Below are 26,121 nucleotides of genomic sequence, written 5' to 3' on the forward strand. Positions count from 1 at the left end.
CCCCCCTTACCAGACGTGGGCGAGGACTTCCCCGCCCACCTTCTTGTTGTTCGCCTGGCGGTCCGTGAGCAGACCCTGGGACGTCGAGATGATCGCGACGCCCAGGCCTCCGAGGACCTTGGGCAGTTCGGTGGACTTGGCGTACACGCGCAGGCCCGGCTTCGAGATGCGCTTGATGCCCTGGATGCTGCGCTGGCGCGAGGGTCCGTACTTGAGGTCGATGGTGAGCTTCTTGCCCACCTCGGCGTCCTCGACGGTGTAGCCCGCGATGTAACCCTCCTGCTGGAGGATCGCAGCGATGTTGCCCTTGAGCTTCGAATGCGGCATCGACACGGTGTCGTGGAACGCCGAATTGGCGTTACGCACACGCGTCAGCATGTCCGCGATGGGATCGGTCATCGACATGGATGGACCATGTTCCTTTCTCGTAACGGTTCCCATGCAACACGTCCCGTGCGGCGACCTGTGGGCCGCGCACGTCCGTCGTGGGCCTATCACGAAGAGTGCGAATGTTCTCTTGTATGGGATCCGGAGCCCCTCGGGGCGTTCCGGTGTTCCCGCCGCGTCCGGTGCTCTTCTCACCGGGTCGCGACCAGACGACTGGGCCGTCTGCCCGCCGCCGGGGACCCGCGATGCGGTGCCCCGGCGAGGACGGCCGGTCCGGCCGGGAGGAGAAGGTCAGTTCTCCTTGAAGGGGAACCCGAGCTGCTTGAGCAGCTCGCGGCCCTCTTCGTCGTTCGTCGCCGTGGTGACGACCGTGATGTCCATACCGCGGGGACGGTCGACCTTGTCGACGTCGATCTCGTAGAACATCGTCTGCTCGTTGAGGCCGAACGTGTAGTTGCCGTGGCCGTCGAACTGCTTGCCGGAGAGGCCGCGGAAGTCACGGATACGCGGCAGCGCGACGGTCGTGAGGCGGTCCAGGAACTCCCACATACGGTCACCGCGCAGGGTGACCCGCGCGCCGATCGGCATGCCCTCACGCAGCTTGAACTGCGCGATGGACTTGCGGGCCCGACGGACCTCCGGCTTCTGACCGGTGATCAGGGTGAGATCGTTGAGAGCTCCGTTGATGAGCTTGGCGTCGCGGGCGGCGTCACCGACACCCATGTTGACGACGACCTTCACGACACCCGGGATCTGCATGACGTTCGCGTACTCGAACGTCTCGTTGAGCGCCGGACGGATCTCGCTGCGGTACCTGGCCTTGAGGCGAGGGGTGTAACCGGTGGGAAGAGCGGTCTCGGTCATGGTCACAGGTCCTTCCCGGTCTTGCGCGAGACACGGACGCGCTTGCCGTTCTCGTCGGTGCGGATTCCGACCCGGGTCGGGGTGCCGTCGGCGTCCACGACCATCACGTTGGACACGTGGATCGGGGCCTCCTGCGTGACGATGCCGCCCGAGGAGGCGCCGCGCTCGGCAGCCGAGTTGGAGGTGTGCTTCTTGATGCGGTTGACGCCCTCGACGAGGACCTTCTCCTGCGCCGGGAAGGCCTGGATGACCTTGCCCTTGGCGCCCTTGTCCTTGCCGGAGATGACCAGCACCGTGTCGCCCTTGTGAACCTTCATGTCAGAGCACCTCCGGAGCCAGCGAGACGATCCGCATGAACTTCTTGTCGCGCAGTTCGCGGCCGACCGGCCCGAAGATGCGCGTTCCACGCGGGTCGTTGTCGTTCTTGATGATGACGGCGGCGTTCTCGTCGAACTTGATGTACGAGCCGTCCGGGCGACGGCGCTCCTTGGCGGTGCGCACGATGACGGCCTTGACGACCTCACCCTTCTTGACGTTGCCACCGGGGATGGCGTCCTTGACGGTGGCGACGATGATGTCGCCCACGCCTGCGTAGCGGCGCTTCGAACCGCCGAGAACGCGGATGCAGAGAATCTCCTTGGCACCCGTGTTGTCGGCGACCTTCAGCCGCGACTCCTGCTGGATCATGGTTCTCCTGACCAGGTCTGTTCAATGTGTGCCGGATACCGACCCGACACACGCGGTCATGCCACCCGCCGCCGCGTGACAACGCGACAGGTCGGGCAACTGCTCCAGTGTAGGGGTCGGGCGGACTCTGACCCAAATCCCGGTCAGCTGCCGCTCGACCCGGCCGACCCTGATCCCCCGAGCGATCCAGTGGATCCGGTCGAGCCGGATGACCCCGCCGAGCCCGGCGCGTCGCCCCCCACTCCCCTGGCCGCGCTGAGCCCGTTGGGTACGGCCTCCGGCAGACCGGAGAGCACGTGGTCCATCCCCGGCAGCATCTCGGTGACGAACACCGGCCAATTGTGGATCCCGGTCGGCATGTAGTTCATCCGCAGGTCGACACCGGGGACCAAGGCGAGCGCCGCCTCCAGATCCCGGGTGCTCTCGTACGAGCCCTTCTCCAGGATGTGTCCGTCGATGAGGACGACCTCGTTGCTGCCGAAGCGACCGAGCTCGCTGGATCCCACGAGGCCGGTGGCCGCGCTGAGGTAGACCGCCTTGTCCGCCAGCCCGGAGGGATCGGCGACCGTGTCGTGTTCCACCCACGCCTGCGAACCGCGGGGTCCCCACATGTTGGTGACGTCACCGTTTCGCGCGGCCACCGTGAGCCGCGCATACTGGTAACCCAGTTCGTCCTGGGTCGAATACGCGCCGCTCACGCCTGCCACCGCGTCGAACATCTCGTTCCGGTTGGCCAGATGTAGCGCCGCCGACGCACCCATCGACAGTCCCATGACTCCCCAGCCCCCGTTGTGGGCCAGCGGCTCCGCGGTACCCGGCAGCCCTGCCTCGAGCAGGGGTGGCAACTCCTCGGTGAGGAACGTCTCCCAGTTGTTGGGCCCCAGGACGGGGTCGTCGTGAAGCCAGTCCGACCACATCGACGCGGGACCTCCCGTAGGGACGATCACGTTCACGGCCCGGTCGCGCAGAGCCGGGTCCCCCCAACCCATCCCCGTACTCCACCCCGAGGGCACCTCGCTGCCGACGCCGTCGAGGAAGTACACGTTGGGGGCGTCGAGCCCTGCCGGGGCGCGGTACACCTCGAGACGGATCGGACGCTGCATGGACTCCGACGTCACGGTCCACACCTCGGCCCTGCGGTCGACCTCGCTCGTCGATCCCGGGAAGAGAGGCTCGACCCGCAGGACGGCCGACGACGTGATGGACGAGTCGCGAGTCGCTCGCGGGCCGGCCGGGGGCTGCGAACTACCGGGGCGTGGGAAGTCGCTGGAGCCGATCGCACCGACGGAGCCGAGGACGGACGTCAGCGGGATCGGAGCGCCGAGCTGTGTCAGCGCGGCGACACTGAGCGACGGCACACCGAACAGACTCCCCGGCGTCACGCTGGGAACCAGCGAACCCGGGTCCACGGAGCCCGGGCCGACAGAGCCTTGGCCGACGGAGCCGGGACCGGCGGAGCCCGGCCCCGGACTCTGGGCTCCCGCCGGAGGCACTCCCGCGGCCGCCATCGCTACCACCGCCGTGCCGACGGCCAGTCTGCGCAGGTCGACACGCCGCCCACCGGGCCCACTCCCCTGTCGACCTGTACGCGGTCCGATTCCCATGTGGCGATCCTGTCTCTCCGGCAGCGTCCGAATGTTGACACACTACATTGGTGTCGTTACACAACGGTGATCCGTTACCGGCACCGTCCGGGTACACAGGTGGCGACGAACGCAGAACGGCCCGGCCCCGGGAATCCGGGGCCGGGCCGTTCTCGTGATGCTGTGTGATGCTGGGAGGGGACTTACTTGGCCCGCTCCAGCACCTCGACCAGGCGGTACCGCTTGGACGCGGACAGCGGGCGGGTCTCCATGATCCGCACGCGGTCCCCGACACCGGCGGTGTTGGTCTCGTCGTGGGCCTTGACGCGCTCGGTACGACGCATGATCTTGCCGTACAGCGGGTGCTTCACGCGATCCTCGAGCTCGACGACGATGGTCTTCTCCATCTTGTCGGACACGACGTACCCGATGCGCACCTTGCGGCTGTTGCGCTCGGCGTTCTCGTTGGACTCAGTCACAACTGTTTCCTTGTCACTCACTTGGCATCACCCGGCGCCGCCGACAGACCGAGCTCGCGCTCGCGAATGACGGTGTAGATGCGAGCGATGTCGTGGCGAACGACACGCAGGCGACGGTTGTTGGTCAGCTGCCCGGTGGCCATCTGGAAGCGCAGGTTGAACAGCTCCTCCTTGGCCTCGCGCAGGCGCGCGGTCAGCGCGTCCGCATCGAGCTCACGCAGCTCGGGGGCGGTGGTTCCATTAGCCATCAGAACTGCTCCTCCCGGGTCACGATGCGGGTCTTGCACGGGAGCTTGTGCTGCGCGCGGCGCAGGGCCTCGCGAGCGGTCTCCTCGTTCGGGTACGACATCTCGAACAGGATGCGGCCCGGCTTGACGTTGGCCACCCACCACTCGACGGAACCCTTACCGGAACCCATCCGAACCTCGGCGGGCTTCTTGGTCAGGGGGCGGTCCGGGTAGATGTTGATCCACACCTTGCCGCCACGCTTGATGTGGCGGTTGATGGCGATACGAGCGGACTCGATCTGACGGTTGGTGACGTAGGCCGGCTCGAGGGCCTGGATGCCGTAGTCACCGAAGGTCACCTTGGTGCCACCCTTTGCCCCGCCCTTACGGCCGGGGTGGTGCTGCTTGCGGTGCTTGACGCGCTTGGGGATAAGCACTGTCACGCCTCCCTGGTCTGGTTCTGCGGTGCCTCGGCAGGAGCCTCGGCGGCCGAGCCGGAACCGGCGCGGCCGGTCTCGGTGCTGGTCGCAGTGGTGCCCTGGGCCCCGGAGCGACGCGGGCGGCCTGCGCCACGCTCGCGGCGGGGACCGCGGTCGGCACCGCCACGGTTGTTGGACTGGGCGTACTGATCGGACTCGCGACGACCGCCGACCACGTCACCCTTGTAGATCCACACCTTGACGCCGATACGACCGAAGGTCGTCTTGGCCTCGTAGGTGCCGTAGTCGATCTCGGCACGCAGGGTGTGCAGGGGGACCCGGCCCTCGTGGTACCGCTCCGAACGGGACATCTCGGCGCCGCCGAGACGGCCCGAGCAGACCACCTTGATGCCCTTGACCTGGGGCTGGCGCATGGCCGACTGGATGCCCTTGCGCATCGCACGGCGGAACGCCACGCGATTCGAGAGCTGCTCGGCGATGCCCTGGGCGACGAGCTGGGCGTCGGCCTCGGTGTTCTTGATCTCGAGGATGTTGAGGTGGACCTGCTTGGCGGTGAGCTTCTCGAGCTCCCCGCGCAGGCGGTCCGCCTCGGCGCCACGACGACCGATCACAATGCCCGGGCGGGCCGTGTGGATGTCCACGTGGACCCGGTCACGGGTACGGGAGATGTCGACTCCCGAGATGCCGGCCCGCTCCATGCCCTTGGAGAGCAGTTCGCGGATCTTGATGTCCTCGGCGACGTAGTCGGCGTACTGCTTGTCGGCGAACCACTTGGACGTCCAGTCCGAGGTGATGCCGAGACGGAAGCCGTGCGGCTGGATCTTCTGTCCCATTTAGCGGGCACCTCCCTGGTTGCGACGTGCCCGGCCGGAGCCGGCCTTCTCGGGCACGCTGGTCACCTCGATGGTGATGTGGCTCGTGCGCTTACGCACGCGGAACGCACGACCCTGGGCACGCGGACGGAAACGCTTGAGGGTCGGCCCCTCATCGGCGTAGGCGGCCGAGACCACGAGGGTCCGGGGGTCCAGGTCGAGGTTGTTCTCGGCATTGGCCATCGCGGACGCGAGGACCTTGGCGACCGGCTCGCTGGCAGCCTGCGGGGCGAACCGCAGGGTGTTCAGCGCGTCGGCGGCGTCCTTGCCGCGGATCAGATCGATCACACGACGCGCCTTCATGGGCGTGACGCGGACGAACTTGGCGGTGGCACGAGCGGAGAGCTGCTGCTCGGCCGTCGCCGTGCCGTCGGCGGTCTTCTTCGTATCAGTGCTCATCGACGCTTACTCTTCCGATCGTCCTTGATGTGCCCCTTGAACGTGCGCGTCGGCGCGAACTCGCCGAGCTTGTGACCCACCATCGAGTCGGACACGAACACGGGCACATGCTTACGGCCGTCATGGACGGCGAACGTGTGGCCGATGAAATCGGGCAGGATCGTCGAGCGACGCGACCAGGTCTTGATGACCTGATGAGTGCCCTTGTCGTTCTGCACGTCCACCTTCGCGAGGAGGTGTTCGTCGACGAACGGACCCTTCTTGAGACTACGAGGCATCCTAGTTTCCCTCCTTAACGCTTCTTACCGGTGCGACGGCGACGGACGATCATGCTGTCACTCGCCTTATTGGGCTTGCGGGTCCGGCCCTCGGGCTGGCCCCACGGGCTGACGGGGTGACGTCCACCGGACGTCTTACCCTCGCCACCACCGTGCGGGTGGTCGACGGGGTTCATGACCACACCACGGACGGTCGGGCGAACGCCCTTCCACCGCATGCGGCCGGCCTTACCCCAGTTGATGTTGGCCTGCTCGGCGTTACCGACCTCGCCGATCGTGGCGCGGCAGCGCACGTCGACCCGGCGGATCTCACCCGAGGGCATGCGGAGGGACGCGTAGGTGCCCTCCTTGCCGAGCAGCTGGATACCGGCACCGGCCGCGCGGGCCATCTTGGCGCCGCCACCCGGCCGGAGCTCCACGGCGTGCACCACGGTGCCGGCGGGGATGTTCCGGAGCGGGAGGTTGTTGCCGGTCTTGATGTCGGCGCCTGCGCCCGACTCGACCTTCATGCCCTGCTTGAGGTTGCGCGGGGCCAGGATGTACCGCTTCTCGCCGTCCGCGTAGTGCAGGAGGGCGATGTTGGCGGTGCGGTTCGGGTCGTACTCGATGTGCGCGACGGTGGCGAGCACGCCGTCCTTGTCATTACGACGGAAGTCGATGACACGGTACTGGCGCTTGTGGCCACCGCCCTTGTGGCGGCTGGTGATACGGCCGTGGCCGTTGCGGCCGCCGGTCTTGCTCAGCGGGCGCAGCAGCGACTTCTCGGGCGTCGAGCGGGTGATCTCGGCGAAGTCCGAGACGCTCGAGCCCCGACGACCGGGGGTCGTGGGCTTGTACTTGCGGATAGCCATGAGGTTCTCTCGTCCTTAACTCTTCCCGCCGTCAGGCGGTCAGACCCGGGATCTCGATGGGCTTGCTGTCAGCCGCGAGGGTCACGATGGCGCGCTTGGTGCTCTTGCGCTGTCCGAACCCGGTGCGGGTGCGCTTGCGCTTGCCCTGACGGTTGGCGGTGTTCACTGACGCAACGGTGACGCCGAAGATCTCCTGGATGGCGATCTTGATCTGCGTCTTGTTGGCGCCCGGGGCCACCTGGAACGTGTACACGCCCTGCTCGAGCAGGCCGTAGGCCTTCTCGGAGACGACCGGGGCGAGAATCACGTCCCGGGGATCGGCGACGGTGCTCACTTGTCGGCCTCCTTCGCTGCCTTGCCGGCGAGTGCACGACTCGCCTGCGTGACGAACGCGTCCAGAGCCTCGACCGAGAACACGACGTCGTCAGCGTGCAGGACGTCGTAGGTGTTGAGCTGATCCGGAGCGATCGGATGGACGTGATCGAGGTTGGCCACGGAACGCCAGGCGGCGACGTCCTCACGACCCACGACGATCAGGATCTTCTTGCGGTCCGACAGGCTGCCCAGGAAGTCGCGGACACCGGCCGTGGACGGCTTCTGTCCCTCGACGAACTCGGTGACCACGTGGAGGCGGTCAGCGGAGACGCGGTCGGAGAGGGCACCGCGGAGCGCGGCGGCCTTCATCTTCTTGGGGGTGCGCTGCGAGTAGTCGCGCGGCTTCGGACCGTGGACCGTGCCGCCGCCGGTGTAGGCGGGGGCGCGGGTCGAGCCCTGACGGGCGCGGCCGGTGCCCTTCTGGCGGAACGGCTTGCGACCGCCGCCCCGGACCTCGCCGCGGGTCTTGGTCGAGTGGGTGCCCTGACGTGCCGCGGCGAGCTGCGCCACGACGACCTGGTGCATCAGGGGCAGGTTGGGCTCGACACCGAAGATCTCGGCGGGGAGCTCGACCGAACCGTCGGTCTTACCCGCCGGGGTACGGACATCCAGCTTGAGGTTCACGGTGTTCTCCGTGGTGGTCATGCGCGCGCACCGCCCTTCACTGCGGAACGGACCATCACGAGGCCGCCGTTACGACCCGGGATGGCTCCCTTGATGAGGAGGACGCCGGCCTCGGCGTCCACCTTGTGGACCTTGAGGTTCATGGTGGTCACGCGATCGTTGCCCATGCGGCCGGACATCTTCTTGCCGCGGAAGACGCGGCCCGGGGTCGAGGCCCCGCCGATGGAACCCGGCTTGCGGTGCACGGCCTGGGTACCGTGCGAGGCGCCCTGACCGGAGAAGCCGTGACGCTTCATGGTGCCGGCGAAGCCCTTGCCCTTCGAGGTGCCCGTGACGTCGACGAATGCGCCGTCCTCGAACACGTCGGCGCCGATCTCCTGGCCGATCTCGAACCCGGCGGCCTGCTCGGCGTTGTCGAGTCGGATCTCGGCGAGGTGACGGCGGGGGGTGACCCCGGCCTTGTCGAACTGACCCGCGAGAGGCTTGGTGACCTTGCGGGGGTCGATCGCGCCGAACGCGATCTGGACGGCGTTGTAGCCGTCGGTCTCTTGGGTACGGATCCCGGTCACGACGCACGGCCCGGCCTTGACGACGGTAACCGGAACCACCCGGTTGTTCTCGTCGAAGACCTGGGTCATGCCGAGCTTGGCGCCCAGGATTCCCTTGATCTCGGTGTTAGTCATCTGTTCACTGTCTCCGCTGCACGTTGCTTGCTGACCGCTACGCGGTCGGAGGTCACTGGATGTTGACGTCGACGCTGGCAGGCAGGTCGATGCGCATGAGCGCGTCCACGGTCTTCGGCGTGGGGTCGAGGATGTCGATCAACCGCTTGTGGGTACGCATCTCGAAGTGCTCACGCGAATCCTTGTACTTGTGCGGCGAGCGGATGACGCAGTACACGTTCTTCTCGGTGGGCAGCGGCACGGGACCGACGACACGAGCACCCGTCCGGGTAACCGTCTCGACGATCTTGCGGGCCGAGGCGTCGATAGCTTCGTGGTCGTAGGCCTTGAGCCGGATGCGGATCTTTTGTCCCGCCACTTCGTCCTCTTCTCTTCCCGCCCGTGAGGGCGGCTGTCGTGAGCGCCCTCGTCATGCGGGGACACTGTGTGTTCGCTTGTCATATGTGACACCGTCTGACCGTCGATCACCCGGTCCCGTGCATCGGTGCTCCATCGTGGAGGCCCCCGCCGCGCGCCCACGGGCGTGACACGACTACGAGACCTCCAGAGGACGGGGTGCCGCATCGATCGCCCGAGGCGAGGATGACGGCGGACCGATCCGCTGCCGCTGTTGACGTGTCACGACGCGTCCACGCGGTCGGGCGTGTCGCCCTCCCACTTTTCCGGCGGGTGATTGCTCACCCGCCCCGGTCGTGCTCGCCCGACCAACCCGGCCATCCCCGGGGGCCATCAGGCCCACACGAGATCGCCGCCTTGTCCGGGCAACTCGACCAGTATGCAGTACATCGGCCTCAAGGGCAAAATCCCCCGGATCGCGCCACCGCGGTTCCCGGGCTCCGACCCCGGCACGCCACCCGCCTGCTTGGGTAGCGTCGGGAGGATCACCGCCCATACCGCCGGAGGAGAACACATCGTGAACAGCAGACGTGAGCCGCGGGACCCCGCCGCCTACAAGCGGGACAGACGCCAGGCAGTGCTCCGGCACCACCCGGATGCCGGCGGCGACCCCGAGGAACTCCTACGCGCTCTCGAGGAGGTGGACCGTCGACACGGGGTGATCGGAGCCGGGCCGGGAGAGCACGGGGCGAGCGCCGAACAGGTCGCCGCCGTCGCCGCCGCGCTCGCTGGGGTGGCCGCGGTGGGGCTGTCGGTCGCGATGAGCTTCCTCGGTCGCCGGAGGTAGACCGGCGACCGCTCCCCCACGGGCCATGAACCGGCCCGATACGCAAGAAGGGCGCCCCACCTCTCGGTGGGGCGCCCTTCATGGCTCGGACCGGGACGACACCCGGACCAGTCGATCAGTGGATCACTTGATGATCTTGGTGACCTGACCGGCGCCGACGGTGCGGCCGCCCTCGCGGATCGCGAACCGCAGGCCCTCGTCCATGGCGACCGGCTGGATGAGCTCGACGCTCATCTCGGTGTTGTCGCCCGGCATGACCATCTCGGTGCCCTCGGGGAGGGTCACGACGCCGGTCACGTCCGTGGTGCGGAAGTAGAACTGCGGACGGTAGTTGTTGAAGAACGGCGTGTGGCGGCCGCCCTCGTCCTTGGACAGGATGTACGCCTGACCCTCGAACGTGGTGTGGGGGGTGTAGGCGCCCGGCTTGATGACGACCTGGCCACGCTCGACGTCCTCGCGCTTGAGGCCACGGACGAGCAGACCGACGTTGTCGCCGGCCTCGCCGTAGTCGAGCAGCTTACGGAACATCTCGATGCCCGTGATGGTGGTCTTGGTGGCCTTCTCCTTGATGCCGATGAGCTCGACATCCTCGTTCACGTTGATCTGGCCACGCTCGATACGACCCGTGACGACGGTGCCGCGACCGGTGATCGTGAAGACGTCTTCGACGGGCATGAGGAACGGCTTGTCGGTCTCACGCTCGGGGTCCGGGACGGAGTCGTCGCAGGCCTGCATGAGGTCGCGGATCGCCTGGACCCACTTCTCGTCACCCTCGAGCGCCTTGAGCGCCGAGATGTGGACGACCGGGGCGTCCTCATCGAACTCCTGCGAGGCCAGCAGCTCGCGGACCTCCATCTCGACGAGCTCGAGGATCTCCTCGTCGTCGACCATGTCGCACTTGTTCAGGGCGACGAGGATGTAGGGCACACCCACCTGGCGGGCGAGCAGCACGTGCTCACGCGTCTGCGGCATGGGGCCGTCGGTGGCCGCCACGACGAGGATCGCGCCGTCCATCTGGGCGGCACCGGTGATCATGTTCTTGATGTAGTCGGCGTGACCGGGGGCGTCGACGTGCGCGTAGTGGCGCTTCTCGGTCTGGTACTCGACGTGGGAGATGTTGATCGTGATACCACGAGCCTTCTCCTCCGGCGCCTTGTCGATCTCGTCGAACGCGAAGGCGTCGTTGAGGTCGGGGTAGGTGTCCGCCAGGACCTTGGTGATGGCCGCGGTGGTGGTGGTCTTGCCGTGGTCGACGTGACCGATGGTGCCGATGTTTACGTGCGGTTTGGTCCGCTCGAACTTCGCCTTCGCCACTTGGTGTCCTCCTGGACTGGTCTGTCCCCACCGGTAGGTGGGCACTGCTTTGTGTGGGATCTGATCTTACTCATCGTGCCGTGTTGAGCACGAACCGGCGGCCACCCGGAGGTTCGACCGTGCGCCGCCGGCATCGGCCCCACCCCGCCTGACGGCGGGGCGGGACCAGCACCGGTTACTCGCCGGTCGCCTTGGCGATGATCTCCTTGGCCACGCCCGCCGGAACCTCGGCGTAGTGGGAGAAGACCATCGAGTAGTTGGCCCGGCCCTGCGTCTTCGACCGGAGGTCGCCGACGTAGCCGAACATCTCGGAAAGAGGCACATTGGCCTTCACGACGCGGGCGCCGGAGCGCTCCTCCATCGCCTGGATCTGGCCGCGGCGGGAGTTGATGTCGCCGATGACGTCACCCATGTAGTCCTCGGGCGTGACGACCTCCACGGCCATCAGCGGCTCCAGGATCACGGGCTGGCACTTACGGGCGGCCTCCTTGAAGGCCATGGAGCCCGCGACCTTGAACGCCATCTCGGACGAGTCGACCTCGTGGTACGCACCGTCGACCAGCGTCGCCTTGACGTTGACCATCGGGTAGCCGGCGAGGATGCCGTACTGCATGGCGTCCTTGATGCCGGCGTCCACGGAGGGGATGTACTCCTTGGGAACGCGGCCACCGGTGACCTTGTCGCTGAACTCGTAGGTCTCGCCGGACTCGACGGCCTCCTGGTCCAGCGGCGCGAGCGCGATCTGCACCTTCGCGAACTGACCGGAACCACCGGTCTGCTTCTTGTGGGTGTAGTCGAACTTGTCGATCGAGCCCTTGATGGTCTCGCGGTACGCGACCTGCGGCTTGCCGACGTTGGCCTCGACCTTGAACTCGCGCTTCATGCGGTCCACGAGCACGTCCAGGTGGAGCTCGCCCATGCCGCCGATGACGGTCTGGCCGGTCTCCTCGTCCAGGCGCACCGAGAACGTCGGATCCTCACGGGCCAGCTTCTGGATGGCCGTGCCGAGCTTCTCCTGGTCGGCCTTGGTCTTGGGCTCGATCGAGACGTCGATGACCGGGTCCGGGAACGTCATCGACTCGAGGATGACCTGGTTGTTCAGGTCGCACAGGGTGTCACCCGTGGTGGTGTCCTTGAGCCCGATGAACGCGTAGATGTGGCCGGCGACGGCCTCATCCACGGGCATCTCCTTGTTGGCGTGCATCTGGAAGAGCTTGCCGACGCGCTCCTTCTTGCCCTTGGTCGCGTTCTGCACCTGGGTGCTTGGGTCGATCCGGCCCGAGTAGACGCGCACGAAGGTCAGCTCGCCGAAGAACGGGTGCACCGCGATCTTGAACGCGAGCGCCGCGAACGGCTCGTCCTTGGACGGCTTACGGAGGATCTCCGTCTCCTCGTCCCCGACCTTGTGGCCGTGGACCTCGCCGACGTCCAGCGGGTTGGGGAGGTAGGCGATGACGGCGTCGAGCAGGGGCTGGATGCCCTTGTTCTTGTACGCCGAACCACACAGCACCGGGTAGATCTCGGCGTTGACGGTCATCTTCCGGATCGCGCCCTGGATCTCTTCCTTCGTCAGCTCCTCGCCGCCGAAGTACTTTTCCATGAGCGCCTCATCGCTCTCGGCGACCGTCTCGAGAAGCCTCTCGCGGTACTCCTCGGCCTTCTCCTGCAGGTCGGCCGGGATCTCCTGGATCTGCGCCTCGGTGCCGATCTCGGTCTTGCCGGGCCAGACGAGAGCCTTCATCTCCACGAGGTCGACGACGCCGTCGAAGTCGTCCTCGGCACCGATCGGCAGCTGCAGGACCAGCGGCTTGGCGCCGAGACGGTCGACGATGGTCTGGACCGTGTAGAAGAAGTCCGCGCCCATCTTGTCCATCTTGTTGACGAAGCAGATGCGGGGTACGTCGTACTTCTCGGCCTGCCGCCAGACCTGCTCGGACTGGGGCTCGACGCCCTCCTTGCCGTCGAAGACCGCGACGGCGCCGTCGAGCACGCGCAGCGACCGCTCCACCTCGACCGTGAAGTCGACGTGGCCCGGGGTGTCGATGATGTTGATCTGGTTGTTGGACCAGAAACAGGTGACCGCGGCGGACGTGATCGTGATGCCGCGCTCCTTCTCCTGCTCCATCCAGTCGGTGGTCGACGCACCGTCGTGCGTCTCGCCCGCCTTGCGGTTGACACCCGTGTAGAACAGGATGCGCTCGGTGACGGTGGTCTTACCGGCGTCGATGTGCGCCATGATGCCGATGTTGCGGACCTTGTTGAGGTCGGTCAGCACGTCCTGTGCCACGGATTCTCCCGATTGTGAGTCGTCGGTGGCCCGTGCGGTCGCTGTCGACCGTCCGAACCGGGTCGGTAATGCTGCCGGTACCTGCGCGCGGAGCGAGCGGTAACAGCCTTGTTCAATGATGCCACCCGGTGGGTGACCACGGGACCCTGGCCGGGGGGACGCGGATACCCACGCCCCGGCCCGGGTCCCGACGCGTCACCAGCGGTAGTGCGCGAACGCCCGGTTCGCCTCGGCCATCTTGTGGGTGTCCTCGCGGCGCTTGACCGCGGCACCCAGACCGTTGGAGGCGTCCAGGATCTCGTTGGCCAGACGCTCGACCATCGTGTTCTCACGACGCTGCCGGGAGAACGTCACCAGCCAGCGCATCGCCAGGGTCGTCGAACGACCGGGGCGGACCTCGACGGGCACCTGGTAGGTGGCGCCGCCGACACGACGGGAGCGGACCTCGAGGGCCGGCTTGACGTTGTCAAGTGCCTTCTTGAGGGTGATGACCGGATCGGTACCGGTCTTCTCGCGGCAGATCTCCAGCGCCGAGTAGACGATGCGCTCGGCGGTCGTCTTCTTGCCGTCGAGGAGGATCTTGTTCACGAGCTGGGTGACCAGCGGCGACCCGTAGACCGGATCGTTGATCAGCTGGCGCTTCGGGGCGGGACCCTTACGAGGCATTACTTCTCCTTCTTGGCGCCGTAGCGGGAGCGGGCCTGCTTGCGGTCCTTCACACCCTGGGTGTCGAGCGAGCCGCGGATGATCTTGTACCGCACACCCGGGAGGTCCTTCACACGACCGCCACGCACGAGCACCATGGAGTGCTCCTGGAGGTTGTGACCCTCGCCGGGGATGTAGGCCGAGACCTCGATACCCGTGGTCAGGCGCACACGGGCGACCTTACGGAGTGCGGAGTTCGGCTTCTTGGGGGTCGTGGTGTACACGCGGGTGCACACCCCGCGACGCTGCGGCGAGCCCTTGAGGGCAGCCGTCGACGTCGCCGACTTCTTGTCCTGGCGGCCCTTGCGGACCAGCTGGTTGATGGTTGGCATGAACCGACTTTCTCTAGCTGGCGGCCTCCACTGGGGGCGACCACCGGTCACTGGGACGTTGCTCGTATCCGGACTCTCGCGCGCCTGTCGCCGCGCACAGCCGACCACATCAGCCGCTCTCGCTGGCCTACCGGGCACGATCCTCCAGCTCGCATACTGCGAGCACGATGGTCAAGCCTAACCGCCGAGGGTTGCAGCGGTCAAAATGGACCGTTCGCGGAGTTTTCCGCGGACGTCTCGACGGGCCCATCGAGGACCGAATCGAGCGTGTGGGCCCAGAATCTCACGATCTTGTCGCGCCGTGCGGAGTCGTCGGACAACACGTCCGCGAGCCCCAGACCCCGGGCGAGGTCCAGAGTGGTCTGGAGGGCACGACGGACCGGCATGTCACGGGGGTCGCGCCCGAGCGCGGCGGCCGCGATGGCCAGGACCTCCCGGGACATGTGGGTCTCCAGCGGGAGCACGCGGTCACGGAGCGCAGGGTCGGAGGCCGCCGCGGTCCAGACGTGGAGCGCGGCCTTGAACAGATCCGACGTGTAGTGCTCGACGATGAGCCGGACCACGGCGACCGTCCGCTCGGGCCCGGGGTCCGGCAGATCCAGGCCGACGCTGCGGACGTCCTCGAGTCGCTGCTCGATCATGTGCCCCAGCGCGGCGGTGATGAGGTCCTCGCGCGTCGGGAAGTGGTGTTGGGCGGCGCCCCGTGAGACGCCGGCGGCGGCGGCCACCGCACCCACGGTGGTCGCCGCCCAGCCCTGCGTGGCGAGGAGGTCGATCGAGGCACCGAGCAGGCGTTCCCGTGTGATACGGCTTCTGTCCTGCTTGGGGGCGCGCTGCTCGGATGCCGTCATGTGTCCTCCTGTTACCAGTCCTGCTCGTCGTAGATGATCACTCCGCGGATGTTGTTGCCGTCGCGCATGTCCTGGTACCCCTGGTTGATCTCCTCCAGGCGGTACGTCTTGGTGACGAGCTCGTCGAGCTTGAGGTTCCCGGCGCGGTACTGGTGCAGCAGGTGCGGGATCTGCTTGCGCGGGCCGGTGCCTCCGAAGATGGCCCCCTGGAGGGTCTTCTGCTGCATCGCCAGGTCGAGGATCGAGATTTGGGCGTCGACGGCCATCATGTCGCCGAGGCCCACGACCACGCAGCGTCGGCCCTTGCCGGTCAGGGTGAGGCCGGGAAGAAGGTCGTTGCCGTTGACGGTGCCCATGGTGAGGATGACCAGATCGGCCATCCGTCCCCAGCTGATCTCGCCGACCAGTGCCATCGCCTCGTCCATGGAGCTACACGTGTGGGTCGCCCCGAACTCCATGGCCTTCTCGCGCTTGAACTCGACGGGGTCGACGGCGACGATCGCCCGCGCCCCCGCGGCTGCCGCACCCTGGACCGAGTTGATTCCGATGCCGCCGACGCCCACGACGACGACGATGTCGCCCTCCTTGGCCCCACCGATCTCGGTGGCCGATCCCCAGCCCGTGGCGACGCCACAGCCCAGCAGTGCGGCCTTGTCGAGCGGGATGTCCTTCTCGATCTTGACGACCGAGGACTGGTGGACGGTCACGTACGGCGAGAACGTCCCGAGGACGCACATCGAGGCGACCGGCTCCCCCTCCGCGGTGTGGACACGGTAGGTGTCGTCGCTGATCGCCCGGCCGGTGAGCAGGCCGGCGCCGTTGTCACACAGGTTCTGGAGCCCTTCCGCGCAGGGCGGGCAGGTACCGCAGGCGGGGATGAAGGCCAGGACGACGTGGTCACCCTCCTCGATCCCGGTGACGCCCTCGCCGACCTTGGTGACGACGCCGGCACCCTCGTGCCCGCCGATGATGGGGTAGGTCTCGAACTGCAGGTCGCCCGTGAGCAGGTGCTCGTCCGAGTGGCAGAGGCCCGACGCGGCCAGCTTGACCTGGACCTCACCGACCCGGGGATCGCCCAGATCGACCTCGACGACCTCCCAGCCGTCCTGCTTGGGCTCCCTGATGATGGCGGCCTTGGTGCGCATGCGTGTACTCCTCGTGCGAAAGGGGTGATGTGGCACTGGTCACGTGACCAGTGCCACATCACACGCTACTCCGGGACGGTCGCCCAGGAGGGCTGTCTGCGTTCCAGGAACGCGGTCATCCCCTCGGCGACCTCGGGGGTGGTGAACAGTCGGGCGGTGACGCCCGCCAGGTCCTCCCCGCGGGCGTCCAACTCGGACAACAACGGCCCTGCCAGCAGCGCCTTGTTCTCCCTGAGTCCCTGCGGTGAGCAGGGGCGGAACGCGGCGACCAGCTCGTCGACGGCGGCCTCGACGTCGTCGACCGCCTCGGAGAGCAGTCCGATCCGCTGCGCGTGCGTGGAGTCGAACTTCTCCCCCGTCAGCAGAGCCCGGGCGAGGTCCCGAGCGTTCACCCGTGCCGCCAGCGGAACCGAGATCATCGCCGCCGCGAGACCGAGGCGGACCTCGGTCAGCGCGAAGGACGATGCCGGTCCGGCGATCGCGAAGTCGCACGCCGAGACCAGCCCCATCCCACCCGCGCGCACGTGGCCGTCGACGGCCGCGATCACCGGCTTGGGGTGCGCGATGATGGCGCGGAGCAGTCCCAGGAAGATGCGGGTGCGCTCGGCGGCCTGCTCCTCGGGACTGGCGGAGCCGGCGCTCGCCTCGGACAGGTCGGCCCCGGCACAGAACGTGCCCCCGGCGTGTCCGAGGACGACGACGCGGGCGGCGTTGTCCCCGGCGGCCCGGTCGAGGGCCCGGTGGAGCTGCTCGACCAGGGCGGTCGAGATGGCGTTGCGGTTGTGCTGCGAGTCCAGGGTGAGGCGCGCGGCACCTCCGCGGACCTCGTAGTGCACCAGGGTCTGGTCGGTCACGTCAGCCACCTCAGTAGCTCTTCGGCAGCCCGAGCGAGTGCTGGGCCACGTAGTTGAGGATCATCTCCCGGCTGACCGGGGCGATGCGGGGCAGACGCGACGCGGCGAGCATGCCGGCCAGTCCGTACTCGACCGACAGCCCGTTGCCACCGAGGGTTTGGATGGCCTGGTCCACGGTGCGGGCCGAGACCTCACCGGAGGCGTACTTCGCCATGTTGGCGGCCTCGCCGGCGAGGTCGTCACGGCCGGCGTCCACCAGGGCCGCGGCCTTGCGCATCATCAGTCGCGCCAGCTCGAGCTCGATCTTGCACTGCGCCAGCGGGTGCGACACGCCCTGGTGCGCGCCGATGGGGGTCTTCCACACGGTGCGCTCGTTGGCGTACTTGGTGGCCCGGTCCATGGCGAAGCGGGCGGTGCCCACGGCCATGCCCGAGGCCATGATGCGCTCCGGGTTGAGGCCGGCGAAGAGCATGAGCAGCGCCGTGTCACCGTCGCCGATGAGCGCCTCGGAGGGTAGCCGGACGTCGTCGAAGTACAGCTGGAACTGCCGCTCGGGGGTCCGCACCTCGGTGGGGATGTGGGTTTTCTCCAGTCCCGGGGCATCGGTCGGCACCATGAACAGTGCCGGCTGGAGCTTGCCGCTGGTGGCTCCCTCGAGGCGGGCGACGACGAGGATCGCGTCGGCCTGGTCGACACCGGAGATGTACGTCTTCTGCCCACTGAGCAGGAAGTCGGAGCCGTCGCGGCGGGCCGTGGTGGTGATGGCGTGCGAGTTGGATCCGGCGTCGGGCTCGGTGATCGCGAAGGAGGTGATGGTCTCACCGGAGGCGATGCCCGGCAGCCACCGCTTCTTCTGCTCCTCGGTGCCGAAGCGCGAGATGATGGTGCCGTTGATGGCCGGCGAGACGACCATCATGAGCAGTCCGGCGCCCGCGGCGGAGAGCTCCTCCTCCACGATGGCGAGCTCGGTCATCCCGGCTCCACCGCCGCCGTACTCCTCGGGCAGGTTCACGCCGAGCAGGCCGAGCTTGCCGGCCTCGGTCCACAGCTCGTCGGTGGTCTCCCCGGCGTCGGACTTCTCCCGCATGTACTCGATGCCGTAGCGCGAGCCCAGCTCGAAGGCCACCTGGCGGAGCTGCGTCTGCTCCTCCGTGTCGATGACGGGGTTGGGGATCTGTGAGATGTCGGTCATCGTGGTCACTCCTGGACGCTGGTGGTGTCGGTGCTGTCGGTGTCGGTGTCGGAATCGGAGACGACGGCGAGGATCGTCCCCGACTCGACCTGTGTGCCGACCTCCACGGGGAGCTCGGTGACGATGCCGTCGACGGCGGCCGAGATGGTGTGTTCCATCTTCATGGCCTCCATCCACAGCAGCGGCTGTCCGGCGGTGACGGTGTCACCGACGGAGACCGCGACGCGGATGACCGCACCCGGCATGGGCGCGAGCAGCGATCCCGCGGCGACCTCGGCGGCGGGGTCGGTGTAGCGCGGCGGCTCGATGAGCGAGACGGGGCCGAGCGGCGAGTCGACCTCGACGACGGTGTCCGCGCCCGGGGTCTCGTAGCGGGCCACGGTGAAGACGCGGCGCACTCCCCTGACCTCGAAGACGGCGGAGTCGGGGGCCACCTCCTCGACGGTGACGACGTCGGCCAGGTCGCCGTCGGGGCGGGCACCGGAGCGCTCGCGGATGTAGGCCACCTCGAGCTCGTCCTCCCCGTGACGGAACGTCCGCTTCTGCAGGGTGCGTCCGACGTTGCGGAACCCGGCCTGGGCCAGTGCCACCGGTCCGGCGAGGTGGTCGGCGGTGCCGGAGACCACTGCCGCGGCCAGCGCCGAGATCTGCACGGTCTCGTCGTCCGCGAGCGGCGCGGCGAGCGACCCGGCACCGTGGTCGTCGAGGAACGCGGTGGACAGGTTCCCGGCGATGAACTCCGGGTGCCGCAGCACGCGGACGAGCTGGGCCCGATTGGTGGTCAGTCCGTGGACCTGCGCCCGGGCCAGGGCACCGGCGAGGGAGGCGCACGCCTCCGCGCGGGTTCGACCGTAGGAGATGACCTTGGCGAGCATCGGGTCGTAGTGCACGCCGATGAGCGCACCGTCGGGACCCGGTTCGACTCCACTGTCCAAGCGGATGCCCGGGCGGTGGGGTCCCTCGAAGGTCGAGGAGACCCCGGGGACGTCGAGCGCCCAGAGTGTGCCCGATCCCGGGGTGTAGTCGTTGGCCGGGTCCTCGGCGTAGAGGCGGGCCTCCAGCGACCAACCGTGGGCGGCCGGCGGTTCGGCGGACGGCAGGGGCAGTCCGGCGGCCACGTCGAGCTGCAGGGCGACCAGGTCGAGGCCGGTGGTGGCCTCGGTGACCGGGTGCTCCACCTGGAGACGGGTGTTCATCTCGAGGAAGAAGAACTCGCCGTCGTCGGTCGCCAGGAACTCGACCGTTCCGGCCCCGGTGTACCCGATCGCGGCGGCGGCGTCGCGGGCCGCTTTGTACAGCTTCTCCCGCATCCCCGGGGTCCGCTCGACGAGGGGGCTGGGTGCCTCCTCGATGACCTTCTGGTGGCGGCGCTGGATGGAGCACTCGCGCTCCCCCACAGCCCAGACGGTGCCGTGGGAGTCGGCCATGATCTGGACCTCGATGTGGCGGCCCCGCTCGAGGAAGCGCTCGCAGAACACGGCGTCGTCGCCGAAGGCGGACTTGGCCTCGCGCTGAGCGTTCGCGATCTCGTCGTGCAGCGAGTCGAGGGTGCGGACGATCCGCATGCCGCGACCGCCGCCACCGGCGGACGCCTTGACCAGCACCGGGAGCATGTCCTCGGTGACGTCGGCGGGCTCGAGGTCGGTGAGCATCGGCACGCCGGCCTCGCCCATCATCTTCTTGGCCTCGATCTTGGAGCCCATGGCCTCGATGGCGGCGACCGGCGGGCCGACCCAGGTCAGGCCCGCGTCGATCACGTCGCGGGCGAACCCGGCGTTCTCGGACAGGAACCCGTAACCGGGGTGGATCGCGTCGGCGCCGGCCGCCTTGGCCGCGGCGATGACCAGGTCACCACGTAGGTAGGTCTCGGCCGGGGTGTTGCCGGGGAGGCGGACGGCCGCGTCGGCCTCGCGGGTGTGGGGTGCCTCGGCATCGGCGTCCGAGAACACGGCGACCGTGGTCATGCCGAGTGCGCGGGCGGTGTGGTGGACGCGTCGGGCGATCTCGCCGCGGTTGGCCACCAGAACTGAAGTAATTGGAGACGGGGTTGATGAATTCTGCATGGTTTCGTTCCTCACATCCGGAAGACGCCGAAGCGGTCGGTTCCGGCGACTTCTCCGGAGTGGATCGCGGACAGGCTGAGGCCCAGCACCGTCCGGGTGTCGCGGGGGTCGATGACGCCGTCGTCGTAGAGCATCCCCGACAGGAAGGCGGGCAACGACTCCTTCTCGATCTGGTCGGCGATCGCGGTCTTCAGGCCGTCGATGGTCTCCTGGTCCATCTCCTGGCCACGGGCGGCGGAGGCCGCGGCGGCGACGGAGGTGACCACGTCGGCGAGCTGCTGCCCGCCCATGACGGCGGACTTGGCACTGGGCCAGGTGTAGAGGAACCGCGGATCGAACGCGCGGCCGCACATGCCGTAGTGGCCGGCGCCGTAGGAGGCGGCGGTGATGAGCGACAGGTGCGGGACCTCGGAGTTGGAGACCGCGTTGATCATCATCGCGCCGTGCTTGATGATGCCGCCGCGCTCGTACTCGGAGCCCACCATGTAGCCGGTGGTGTTGTGCATGAACAGCAACGGGGTGTCGTAGCGGTTGGCCAACTCGATGAACTGGGTGGCCTTCTGGGCCTCCTCGCTGAACAGCACGCCGCGGGCGTTGGCGATGATGCCCACCGGGTACCCGTGGATCTCCGCCCAGCCGGTGACGAGGCTCGCGCCGTACAGCGGCTTGAACTCGTCGAAGTCGCTGCCGTCGACGATGCGGGCGATGATCTCGCGCGGGTCGAACGGGATCTTGAGGTCCTCGGGGACGATCCCGAGCAGCTCGTCGGTGCCGTACAGCGGCGGGGCGACCTCGGCGCGCGGGACGCGCCCGGCCTTGGTCCAGTTGAGACGGCGGACGATCCCGCGGGTCATGCGGGCGGCGTCGGCCTCGTCGACGGCGAGGTGGTCGGCCAGGCCGGAGACACGGGCGTGCATGTCGGCTCCACCGAGGGTCTCCTCGTCGGCGATCTCACCGGTGGCGGCCTTCACCAGCGGCGGACCGGCGAGGAAGACCTTGGAGCGCTCCTCGATCATGACGACGTGGTCGCTCATACCGGGCACGTACGCGCCGCCGGCGGTGGAGTTGCCGTAGACCACGGCGATGGTGGGGATGCCGGCCTTGGACAGGCGGGTCAGGTCGCGGAAGAGGGCGCCGCCGGGGACGAACACCTCCTTCTGGGTGGGCAGGTCTGCGCCGCCGGACTCGACGAGGCTGATGACCGGGAGCCGGTTCTTCATCGCCACGTCGTTGAGGCGGAGGATCTTGCGCAGCGTCCACGGGTTCGAGGTGCCGCCCTTGACCGTCGGGTCGTTGGCGATGAGCAGGCACTCGACACCCTCGACGACGCCGATCCCGGCGACCACGGAGGCGCCGGTCTGGAAGTCGGAGCCCCACGCGGCGAGCGCGCACAGTTCGAGGAACGGGGACTCCCGGTCGAGGATCATGTCGATCCGCTCGCGGGCCGTGAACTTGCCGCGCTCGCGGTGGCGGGCGACCTTGCGCTCGCCGCCGCCGGCCAGCGCCGGCTCGAGGTCCGCGGCGAGCTGGTCGAGCTTGCCCTCCATGGCCTGCTTCGCGGCGTCGAACTCGGCGCTCGTGGTGTCCAGTGTGGAACGGAGGATTGTCATGCCGTGTACCCCAAACGTCGTCCGGCGAGGGTGGTCAGGATTTCGGTCGTGCCGCCACCGATGCCCAGGAGTCGGACATCGCGGTACTGGCGGCTGACCTCGGACTCGGACATGAAGCCGAGCCCTCCGAAGAGCTGCACCGCCTGGTTGGCGACCCATTCGGCGCACTCGACGGCGGTGTTCTTGGCGAAGCAGACCTCGGCGATCGCGTCGTGTCCCGACACCGCCAGGTTCACGCAGTGGTGGGTGTAGGTGCGGGCGAGGTCGATGCGACGGGCCATCTCGGTGACCGTGTTCTGCACGGCCTGCCGGGACAGCAGGGGGCGCCCGAAGGTCTCCCGCTCGCGGACCCAGTCCAGCGTGAGGTCCAGGCAGCGCTGGGCGTGCGAGTACCCCTGGCAGGCCAGGGCCGCGCGCTCGCCGACGAAGCCGATGGCGATCTGGGCGAACCCGTCGTTCTCGTTGCCGACCAGGTTCTCCACCGGCACCCGGCAGTCGGTGAACGTCAGCTCGGCGGTGTCCGAGGCGCGCCAGCCGAGCTTGTCGAGCGGCGCCGAGATGTGGAATCCCGGGGTGTCGGTGGGGATGACCAGCAGACTCACGCCCGCGGCGCCCTTGAGCTCCTCGCCCCCGGTGCGGACGGCGGTGACGACGAAGTCGGCTCGCGTGGCGGAGGTGATGTAGGTCTTGGCCCCGTTGACGACGTAGTGGTCGCCGTCCCGGCGGGCCGTGGTGGTGAGGTGACCGACGTCCGACCCGCCACCGGGCTCGGTGATGGCCAGGGAGCCGATCATCTCACCGGCGAGGGTGGGCTTGACCCAGCGCTCGATCTGCTCCGGGGTGCCGGACTGGGCCAGGTGGGGGGTCGCGATGCCACAGGTGAACAGCGACGCGAACACGCCGCCGGAGACACCGGCCTCGTGCAGCGCCTCGCACACCACGAGCGAATCGATCGCGTCACCGCCACCGCCACCGACCTCCTCGGGGAACGGGACGCCCAGCAGGCCCAGCTCGCCGGCCTTGCGGTGCAGCTCGCGCGGGATGGCACCCGCGGCCTCCCACTCGTCGAGGTGGGGCAAGATCTGCCGCTCGGCGAAGCGGGTCGTGGTCTCGCGCAGGGCGAGACGCTCTTCTGAGTACCAGGGGTCACCGGGTACGTGCGGTGGGACGGTCACTCGTTCTCCTTCGCGTGGGCCGGTGCGGCGGTCACGGGGGCGTTGATGTGGTCGGGGACGTCGACGACGCGGGAACGGAGCCACTCCGCCAAGCCCTTGGCCTGCGGGTCCCAGCGGTAGCCGTGGGCCACGCCCTTGCCGAGCAGTCCGTCGATGACGAAGTTGACGGCGCCGAGCTTGGGCAGCTCGTAGCGCTCGATCGGCAGGTCGGCGGCCTCGGGCAGCAGGCGGCGCACCTCGTCGACGGTGAGGGTGTCGCGCATCCAGGCGTAGGCCTCGGCGTCGCCGGCCCACAGCCCGATGTTCGCGGTGCCGCCCTTGTCACCGGAGCGGGCCCCGAGGACGTCACCCAGCGGGCGTCGGGTGGACGGGCCCGTCGCGGAGCCGGCCGCGGTGAGCGGGTTACCCTCGGCGTCCAGTCCGTCGGAGGCGTGCCCGTCACCCATCTGCTCCATCACGGCGGGGGGATCGATGTCGACCCGGGTCCCGTCGGGCAGGACGGCGACGTGCGGCACCTCGTTCTGGTCGAGGTAGGCGGGGATGTACACGCCGTACGGTCCCCCGCGTCCGGGAGGGGCGCTCGGGGTGGCGCCCGGGTAGCTGGAGAGGGTCATGGCGACAGCGGCGTCCGAGAACGCGCGGCCCACCACGTCCTTGTCCGGGTCCCAGGCGACGATGGTCATCATCGCCGTCGCGGCGGCCTGGGTGTCGGCGTCGGGGTGGTCGGTGCGCTGGAGACGGAAGTCCATCTGCGCCGGCTCGCGCTCGAGCCCGGCCCGGAACTGACGCTCGACCAGAGCGGCCTTGTCCTCGATGTCCAGTCCCGTGAGCAGGAACGTGATCTCGTTGCGGAAACCACCGAGGCAGGTGACAGACACCTTTGTGGTGAGCGGGGCCGGCTCGCCCACGACGCCGGAGATCCGGACGCGGTCGGGCCCCTCCTGCTCCACGACGGCGGTGTCGAGGCGGGTGACGACGTCGGGGCCGCCGTAGCGCGCACCGGTCACCTCGTACAGCAGCTGCGAGGTCACGGTGCCGACGGTGACGGCTCCCCCGGTCCCCGCGTGCTTGGTGATGACGGAGGTGCCGTCGGCCGCGATCTCGGCGATCGGGAAACCGGGCTTCACCGGATCGGCGATCTCGCCTCGGTTGAAGAAGGAGTAGTTTCCGCCGGTGGCCTGCGTGCCGCACTCGATGACGTGCCCCGCCGCGGTGGCGCCGGCCAGCGCGTCGAGATCGTCGCGGCCCCAGCCGAAGTGGCTGATGGCCGGCCCGACGATCACCGAGGCGTCGGTGACCCGGCCGGTGACCACGACGTCGGCCCCCGCGTCGAGGCAGCGTGCGATGCCGAAGGCACCCAGGTAGGCGTTGGCCGTGACCGGGAACCCAGCGTCGGCGGGGACGTCGAGCTCGCCGATCCGGCCGATGAGGTCGTCGCCCTCGACGTGGGCGACCTTCGCAGGCAGCCCCTGCCGGGCCGCGAGCTCGCGGATGGCGTCCGCCAGCGCGGCCGGGTTGACGCCGCCCGCGTTGGCGACGATCTTGACCTTCTTCTCCAGGGCCAGCGCGAGGCAGTCCTCGAGCTGGCGGAGGAAGGTCTTGGCGTAACCGAGCTCGGCGCTCTTCATCCGGTCGCGGCCGAGGATGAGCATGGTCAGCTCGGCGAGGTAGTCGCCGGTGAGGACGTCGAGTTCGCCGCCCTCGAGCATCTCGCGCATCGCGGAGATGCGGTCGCCGTAGAAACCGGACATGTTGCCGACGCGGAGCGCAGGGACGGTCGGCGTGGAGGTGGAGGAGGTCATGCTCGTGCTCCCTTCTCACGGCCGCCGCCGGGGAGTCCGGCGAAGGCCTGGGCGATGCGCAGCCACCCCAGCGCGTCGTCGCCGACCGCCTCGAGCGCGGTGTCGTCGAGGTGCACGCGCTGGGTGACCAGCAGGCAGAAGTCGAGGATCGGACCCGTGACGCGCTGGTCGGCGTCGGCGGGGCCGAACTCGAGGGCGCTGCCGTCAGCCAGCTCGAGGGCGACGTGGACCTCGGAGCCGGGAGCCTCGAGTCCGTTCATCATGTAGGCGAAGGCACGGGTCTTGAAGCCCAGGCGGGCGACGTGCGGGAGGGCGCCGACGAAGGCGGGGTCGGTGTCGACGGACACGCCGAGCGCGTCGGCGACGTCCACGCCGTGCGCCCAGGTCTCCATGATCCGGGCGGTGGTCATGGACTTGGACCGCATGGGCGGACCGAACCAGGGGATCTGGTCCCCCGGGTCCGCGGCCTTGAGGGCGTCCGCGAGTTCACCCCGGGCCAGGCGCCACCGTGCGAGGACCTCGTCCCGACCGGTGGCGGCGATCTCGGCCGCGCCGACGTCGACGAAACCCGTGGGGTCGGCCATGGCCTTGTCGACGACGGTCTGGAAGGCGTCCGCGTCGCGGATGGCGGTGACGGAGACCTCGTCGGTCCAGGCCAGGTGCGCGATCTGCATGGCGACGTCCCAGCCCTCGGCCGGGGTGTCGGTGTTCCAGCGATCGGCCCCGGCGGTCTCGACGAGCTCGTCCACGCGGGCGTTGAGTGCGGCGAGGGCCGCGTGCGGATCCTCCGTCTCGGAGGGCTGGGGGTTGGTCATGGCGTGAACGATCCCACCTATGCCGAAATAAAGCAAGCGCGCTT

30 protein-coding genes are annotated in these 26,121 nt (G+C 68.5%); 1 reads left to right on the forward strand and 29 read right to left on the reverse strand.

Annotated elements, in window-relative coordinates; translation table 11 throughout:
• Positions 1-6: 6 nt before the first annotated feature.
• From rpsH to rpsJ, 16 genes are all read right to left on the reverse strand, one after another.
• A complete protein-coding gene (rpsH, locus tag AC3DE3_RS14600; protein WP_260488440.1) occupies positions 7-405 on the reverse strand; it encodes a 30S ribosomal protein S8 in 399 nt (132 codons plus the stop codon).
• 273 nt (positions 406-678) lie between these two features.
• Positions 679-1,251 carry a 50S ribosomal protein L5 gene (rplE, locus tag AC3DE3_RS14605; protein WP_260488441.1) on the reverse strand — a complete coding sequence of 191 codons (573 nt, stop codon included), beginning with the start codon at positions 1,249-1,251 and terminating at the stop codon, positions 679-681.
• Positions 1,252-1,253: 2 nt separating this feature from the next.
• Entirely contained in the window at positions 1,254-1,568 is a 315-nt protein-coding gene (rplX, locus tag AC3DE3_RS14610) for a 50S ribosomal protein L24 (protein ID WP_007628110.1), read from the reverse strand.
• Position 1,569: 1 nt separating this feature from the next.
• A complete protein-coding gene (gene rplN / locus AC3DE3_RS14615) occupies positions 1,570-1,938 on the reverse strand; it encodes a 50S ribosomal protein L14 (protein ID WP_007628112.1) in 369 nt (122 codons plus the stop codon).
• Positions 1,939-2,081: 143 nt separating this feature from the next.
• Entirely contained in the window at positions 2,082-3,320 is a 1,239-nt protein-coding gene (locus AC3DE3_RS14620) for an alpha/beta hydrolase (protein ID WP_488370458.1), read from the reverse strand.
• 404 nt (positions 3,321-3,724) lie between these two features.
• Positions 3,725-4,000: a 30S ribosomal protein S17 gene (rpsQ, locus tag AC3DE3_RS14625; protein ID WP_396119478.1), complete on the reverse strand. Its 276-nt coding sequence runs from the start codon at positions 3,998-4,000 to the stop codon at positions 3,725-3,727.
• Positions 4,001-4,017: 17 nt separating this feature from the next.
• Positions 4,018-4,248 carry a 50S ribosomal protein L29 gene (rpmC, locus tag AC3DE3_RS14630; protein WP_488370459.1) on the reverse strand — a complete coding sequence of 77 codons (231 nt, stop codon included), beginning with the start codon at positions 4,246-4,248 and terminating at the stop codon, positions 4,018-4,020.
• Positions 4,248-4,664 (reverse strand): 50S ribosomal protein L16, encoded by a 417-nt coding sequence (rplP, locus tag AC3DE3_RS14635; protein ID WP_010541175.1) that lies wholly within the window; start codon positions 4,662-4,664, stop codon positions 4,248-4,250. The genes rpmC and rplP overlap by 1 nt, the downstream gene beginning before the upstream one ends.
• Positions 4,665-4,666: 2 nt before the next feature.
• Positions 4,667-5,500, reverse strand: coding sequence for a 30S ribosomal protein S3 (gene rpsC / locus AC3DE3_RS14640; RefSeq protein WP_488370460.1), 834 nt, complete (start codon positions 5,498-5,500; stop codon positions 4,667-4,669).
• The gene (gene rplV / locus AC3DE3_RS14645; protein ID WP_260488445.1) at positions 5,501-5,938 is read right to left on the reverse strand and encodes a 50S ribosomal protein L22; all 438 of its coding nucleotides are present in this window, start codon (positions 5,936-5,938) and stop codon (positions 5,501-5,503) included.
• Positions 5,935-6,216 (reverse strand): 30S ribosomal protein S19, encoded by a 282-nt coding sequence (gene rpsS / locus AC3DE3_RS14650; protein WP_007628126.1) that lies wholly within the window; start codon positions 6,214-6,216, stop codon positions 5,935-5,937. Before rpsS ends, rplV begins: the two co-directional genes overlap by 4 nt.
• Before the next feature lie 14 nt (positions 6,217-6,230).
• Positions 6,231-7,067 carry a 50S ribosomal protein L2 gene (rplB, locus tag AC3DE3_RS14655; protein WP_067716676.1) on the reverse strand — a complete coding sequence of 279 codons (837 nt, stop codon included), beginning with the start codon at positions 7,065-7,067 and terminating at the stop codon, positions 6,231-6,233.
• Between the two features lie 31 nt (positions 7,068-7,098).
• The gene (rplW, locus tag AC3DE3_RS14660; protein WP_260488446.1) at positions 7,099-7,401 is read right to left on the reverse strand and encodes a 50S ribosomal protein L23; all 303 of its coding nucleotides are present in this window, start codon (positions 7,399-7,401) and stop codon (positions 7,099-7,101) included.
• Positions 7,398-8,087, reverse strand: a complete 690-nt coding sequence (gene rplD, locus AC3DE3_RS14665) for a 50S ribosomal protein L4 (RefSeq protein ID WP_260488447.1) — start codon at positions 8,085-8,087, stop codon at positions 7,398-7,400. The genes rplW and rplD overlap by 4 nt, the downstream gene beginning before the upstream one ends.
• The gene (rplC, locus tag AC3DE3_RS14670; RefSeq protein WP_260488448.1) at positions 8,084-8,749 is read right to left on the reverse strand and encodes a 50S ribosomal protein L3; all 666 of its coding nucleotides are present in this window, start codon (positions 8,747-8,749) and stop codon (positions 8,084-8,086) included. Before rplC ends, rplD begins: the two co-directional genes overlap by 4 nt.
• Before the next feature lie 52 nt (positions 8,750-8,801).
• The gene (rpsJ, locus tag AC3DE3_RS14675; RefSeq protein ID WP_003938093.1) at positions 8,802-9,107 is read right to left on the reverse strand and encodes a 30S ribosomal protein S10; all 306 of its coding nucleotides are present in this window, start codon (positions 9,105-9,107) and stop codon (positions 8,802-8,804) included.
• 555 nt (positions 9,108-9,662) lie between these two features.
• On the opposite strand from rpsJ, the gene AC3DE3_RS14680 reads away from it, so the two are divergent.
• The gene (locus tag AC3DE3_RS14680) at positions 9,663-9,932 is read left to right on the forward strand and encodes a phosphoheptose isomerase family protein (RefSeq protein WP_260488449.1); all 270 of its coding nucleotides are present in this window, start codon (positions 9,663-9,665) and stop codon (positions 9,930-9,932) included.
• 123 nt (positions 9,933-10,055) lie between these two features.
• Here the strand turns inward: AC3DE3_RS14680 and tuf are convergent, their stop codons facing one another.
• The 13 genes from tuf to AC3DE3_RS14745 all read right to left on the reverse strand — a co-directional run bounded on the left by tuf (position 10,056) and on the right by AC3DE3_RS14745 (position 26,077).
• Positions 10,056-11,246: an elongation factor Tu gene (gene tuf, locus AC3DE3_RS14685; protein WP_260488450.1), complete on the reverse strand. Its 1,191-nt coding sequence runs from the start codon at positions 11,244-11,246 to the stop codon at positions 10,056-10,058.
• A gap of 175 nt (positions 11,247-11,421) precedes the next feature.
• Positions 11,422-13,533: an elongation factor G gene (gene fusA, locus AC3DE3_RS14690; RefSeq protein WP_260488451.1), complete on the reverse strand. Its 2,112-nt coding sequence runs from the start codon at positions 13,531-13,533 to the stop codon at positions 11,422-11,424.
• Between the two features lie 195 nt (positions 13,534-13,728).
• Entirely contained in the window at positions 13,729-14,199 is a 471-nt protein-coding gene (rpsG, locus tag AC3DE3_RS14695) for a 30S ribosomal protein S7 (RefSeq protein ID WP_067716696.1), read from the reverse strand.
• Complete coding sequence (rpsL, locus tag AC3DE3_RS14700; protein ID WP_010541164.1) at positions 14,199-14,570, reverse strand: 30S ribosomal protein S12; 372 nt, start codon at positions 14,568-14,570, stop codon at positions 14,199-14,201. Before rpsL ends, rpsG begins: the two co-directional genes overlap by 1 nt.
• 200 nt (positions 14,571-14,770) lie before the next feature.
• Positions 14,771-15,421 carry a TetR family transcriptional regulator gene (locus AC3DE3_RS14705; RefSeq protein WP_488370461.1) on the reverse strand — a complete coding sequence of 217 codons (651 nt, stop codon included), beginning with the start codon at positions 15,419-15,421 and terminating at the stop codon, positions 14,771-14,773.
• Positions 15,422-15,432: 11 nt separating this feature from the next.
• Positions 15,433-16,566 (reverse strand): NDMA-dependent alcohol dehydrogenase, encoded by a 1,134-nt coding sequence (locus tag AC3DE3_RS14710; RefSeq protein ID WP_260488453.1) that lies wholly within the window; start codon positions 16,564-16,566, stop codon positions 15,433-15,435.
• Between the two features lie 65 nt (positions 16,567-16,631).
• Complete coding sequence (locus tag AC3DE3_RS14715; RefSeq protein ID WP_488370462.1) at positions 16,632-17,420, reverse strand: enoyl-CoA hydratase family protein; 789 nt, start codon at positions 17,418-17,420, stop codon at positions 16,632-16,634.
• Positions 17,421-17,430: 10 nt separating this feature from the next.
• A complete protein-coding gene (locus AC3DE3_RS14720; protein ID WP_260488455.1) occupies positions 17,431-18,612 on the reverse strand; it encodes an acyl-CoA dehydrogenase family protein in 1,182 nt (393 codons plus the stop codon).
• Positions 18,613-18,617: 5 nt separating this feature from the next.
• Complete coding sequence (locus AC3DE3_RS14725; protein ID WP_488370463.1) at positions 18,618-20,675, reverse strand: ATP-binding protein; 2,058 nt, start codon at positions 20,673-20,675, stop codon at positions 18,618-18,620.
• Positions 20,676-20,686: 11 nt separating this feature from the next.
• Positions 20,687-22,285, reverse strand: coding sequence for an acyl-CoA carboxylase subunit beta (locus AC3DE3_RS14730; protein ID WP_260488457.1), 1,599 nt, complete (start codon positions 22,283-22,285; stop codon positions 20,687-20,689).
• Entirely contained in the window at positions 22,282-23,460 is a 1,179-nt protein-coding gene (locus AC3DE3_RS14735; protein WP_260488458.1) for an acyl-CoA dehydrogenase family protein, read from the reverse strand. Before AC3DE3_RS14735 ends, AC3DE3_RS14730 begins: the two co-directional genes overlap by 4 nt.
• On the reverse strand, positions 23,457-25,262 hold the full coding sequence (locus AC3DE3_RS14740) for an acyclic terpene utilization AtuA family protein (RefSeq protein ID WP_488370464.1): 1,806 nt from the start codon (positions 25,260-25,262) through the stop codon (positions 23,457-23,459). The genes AC3DE3_RS14735 and AC3DE3_RS14740 overlap by 4 nt, the downstream gene beginning before the upstream one ends.
• Positions 25,259-26,077, reverse strand: coding sequence for a TIGR03084 family metal-binding protein (locus AC3DE3_RS14745; protein WP_488370465.1), 819 nt, complete (start codon positions 26,075-26,077; stop codon positions 25,259-25,261). Before AC3DE3_RS14745 ends, AC3DE3_RS14740 begins: the two co-directional genes overlap by 4 nt.
• Positions 26,078-26,121: the final 44 nt, after the last annotated feature.

The organism is Dietzia sp. IBK-p2-16D, assembly GCF_057773085.1.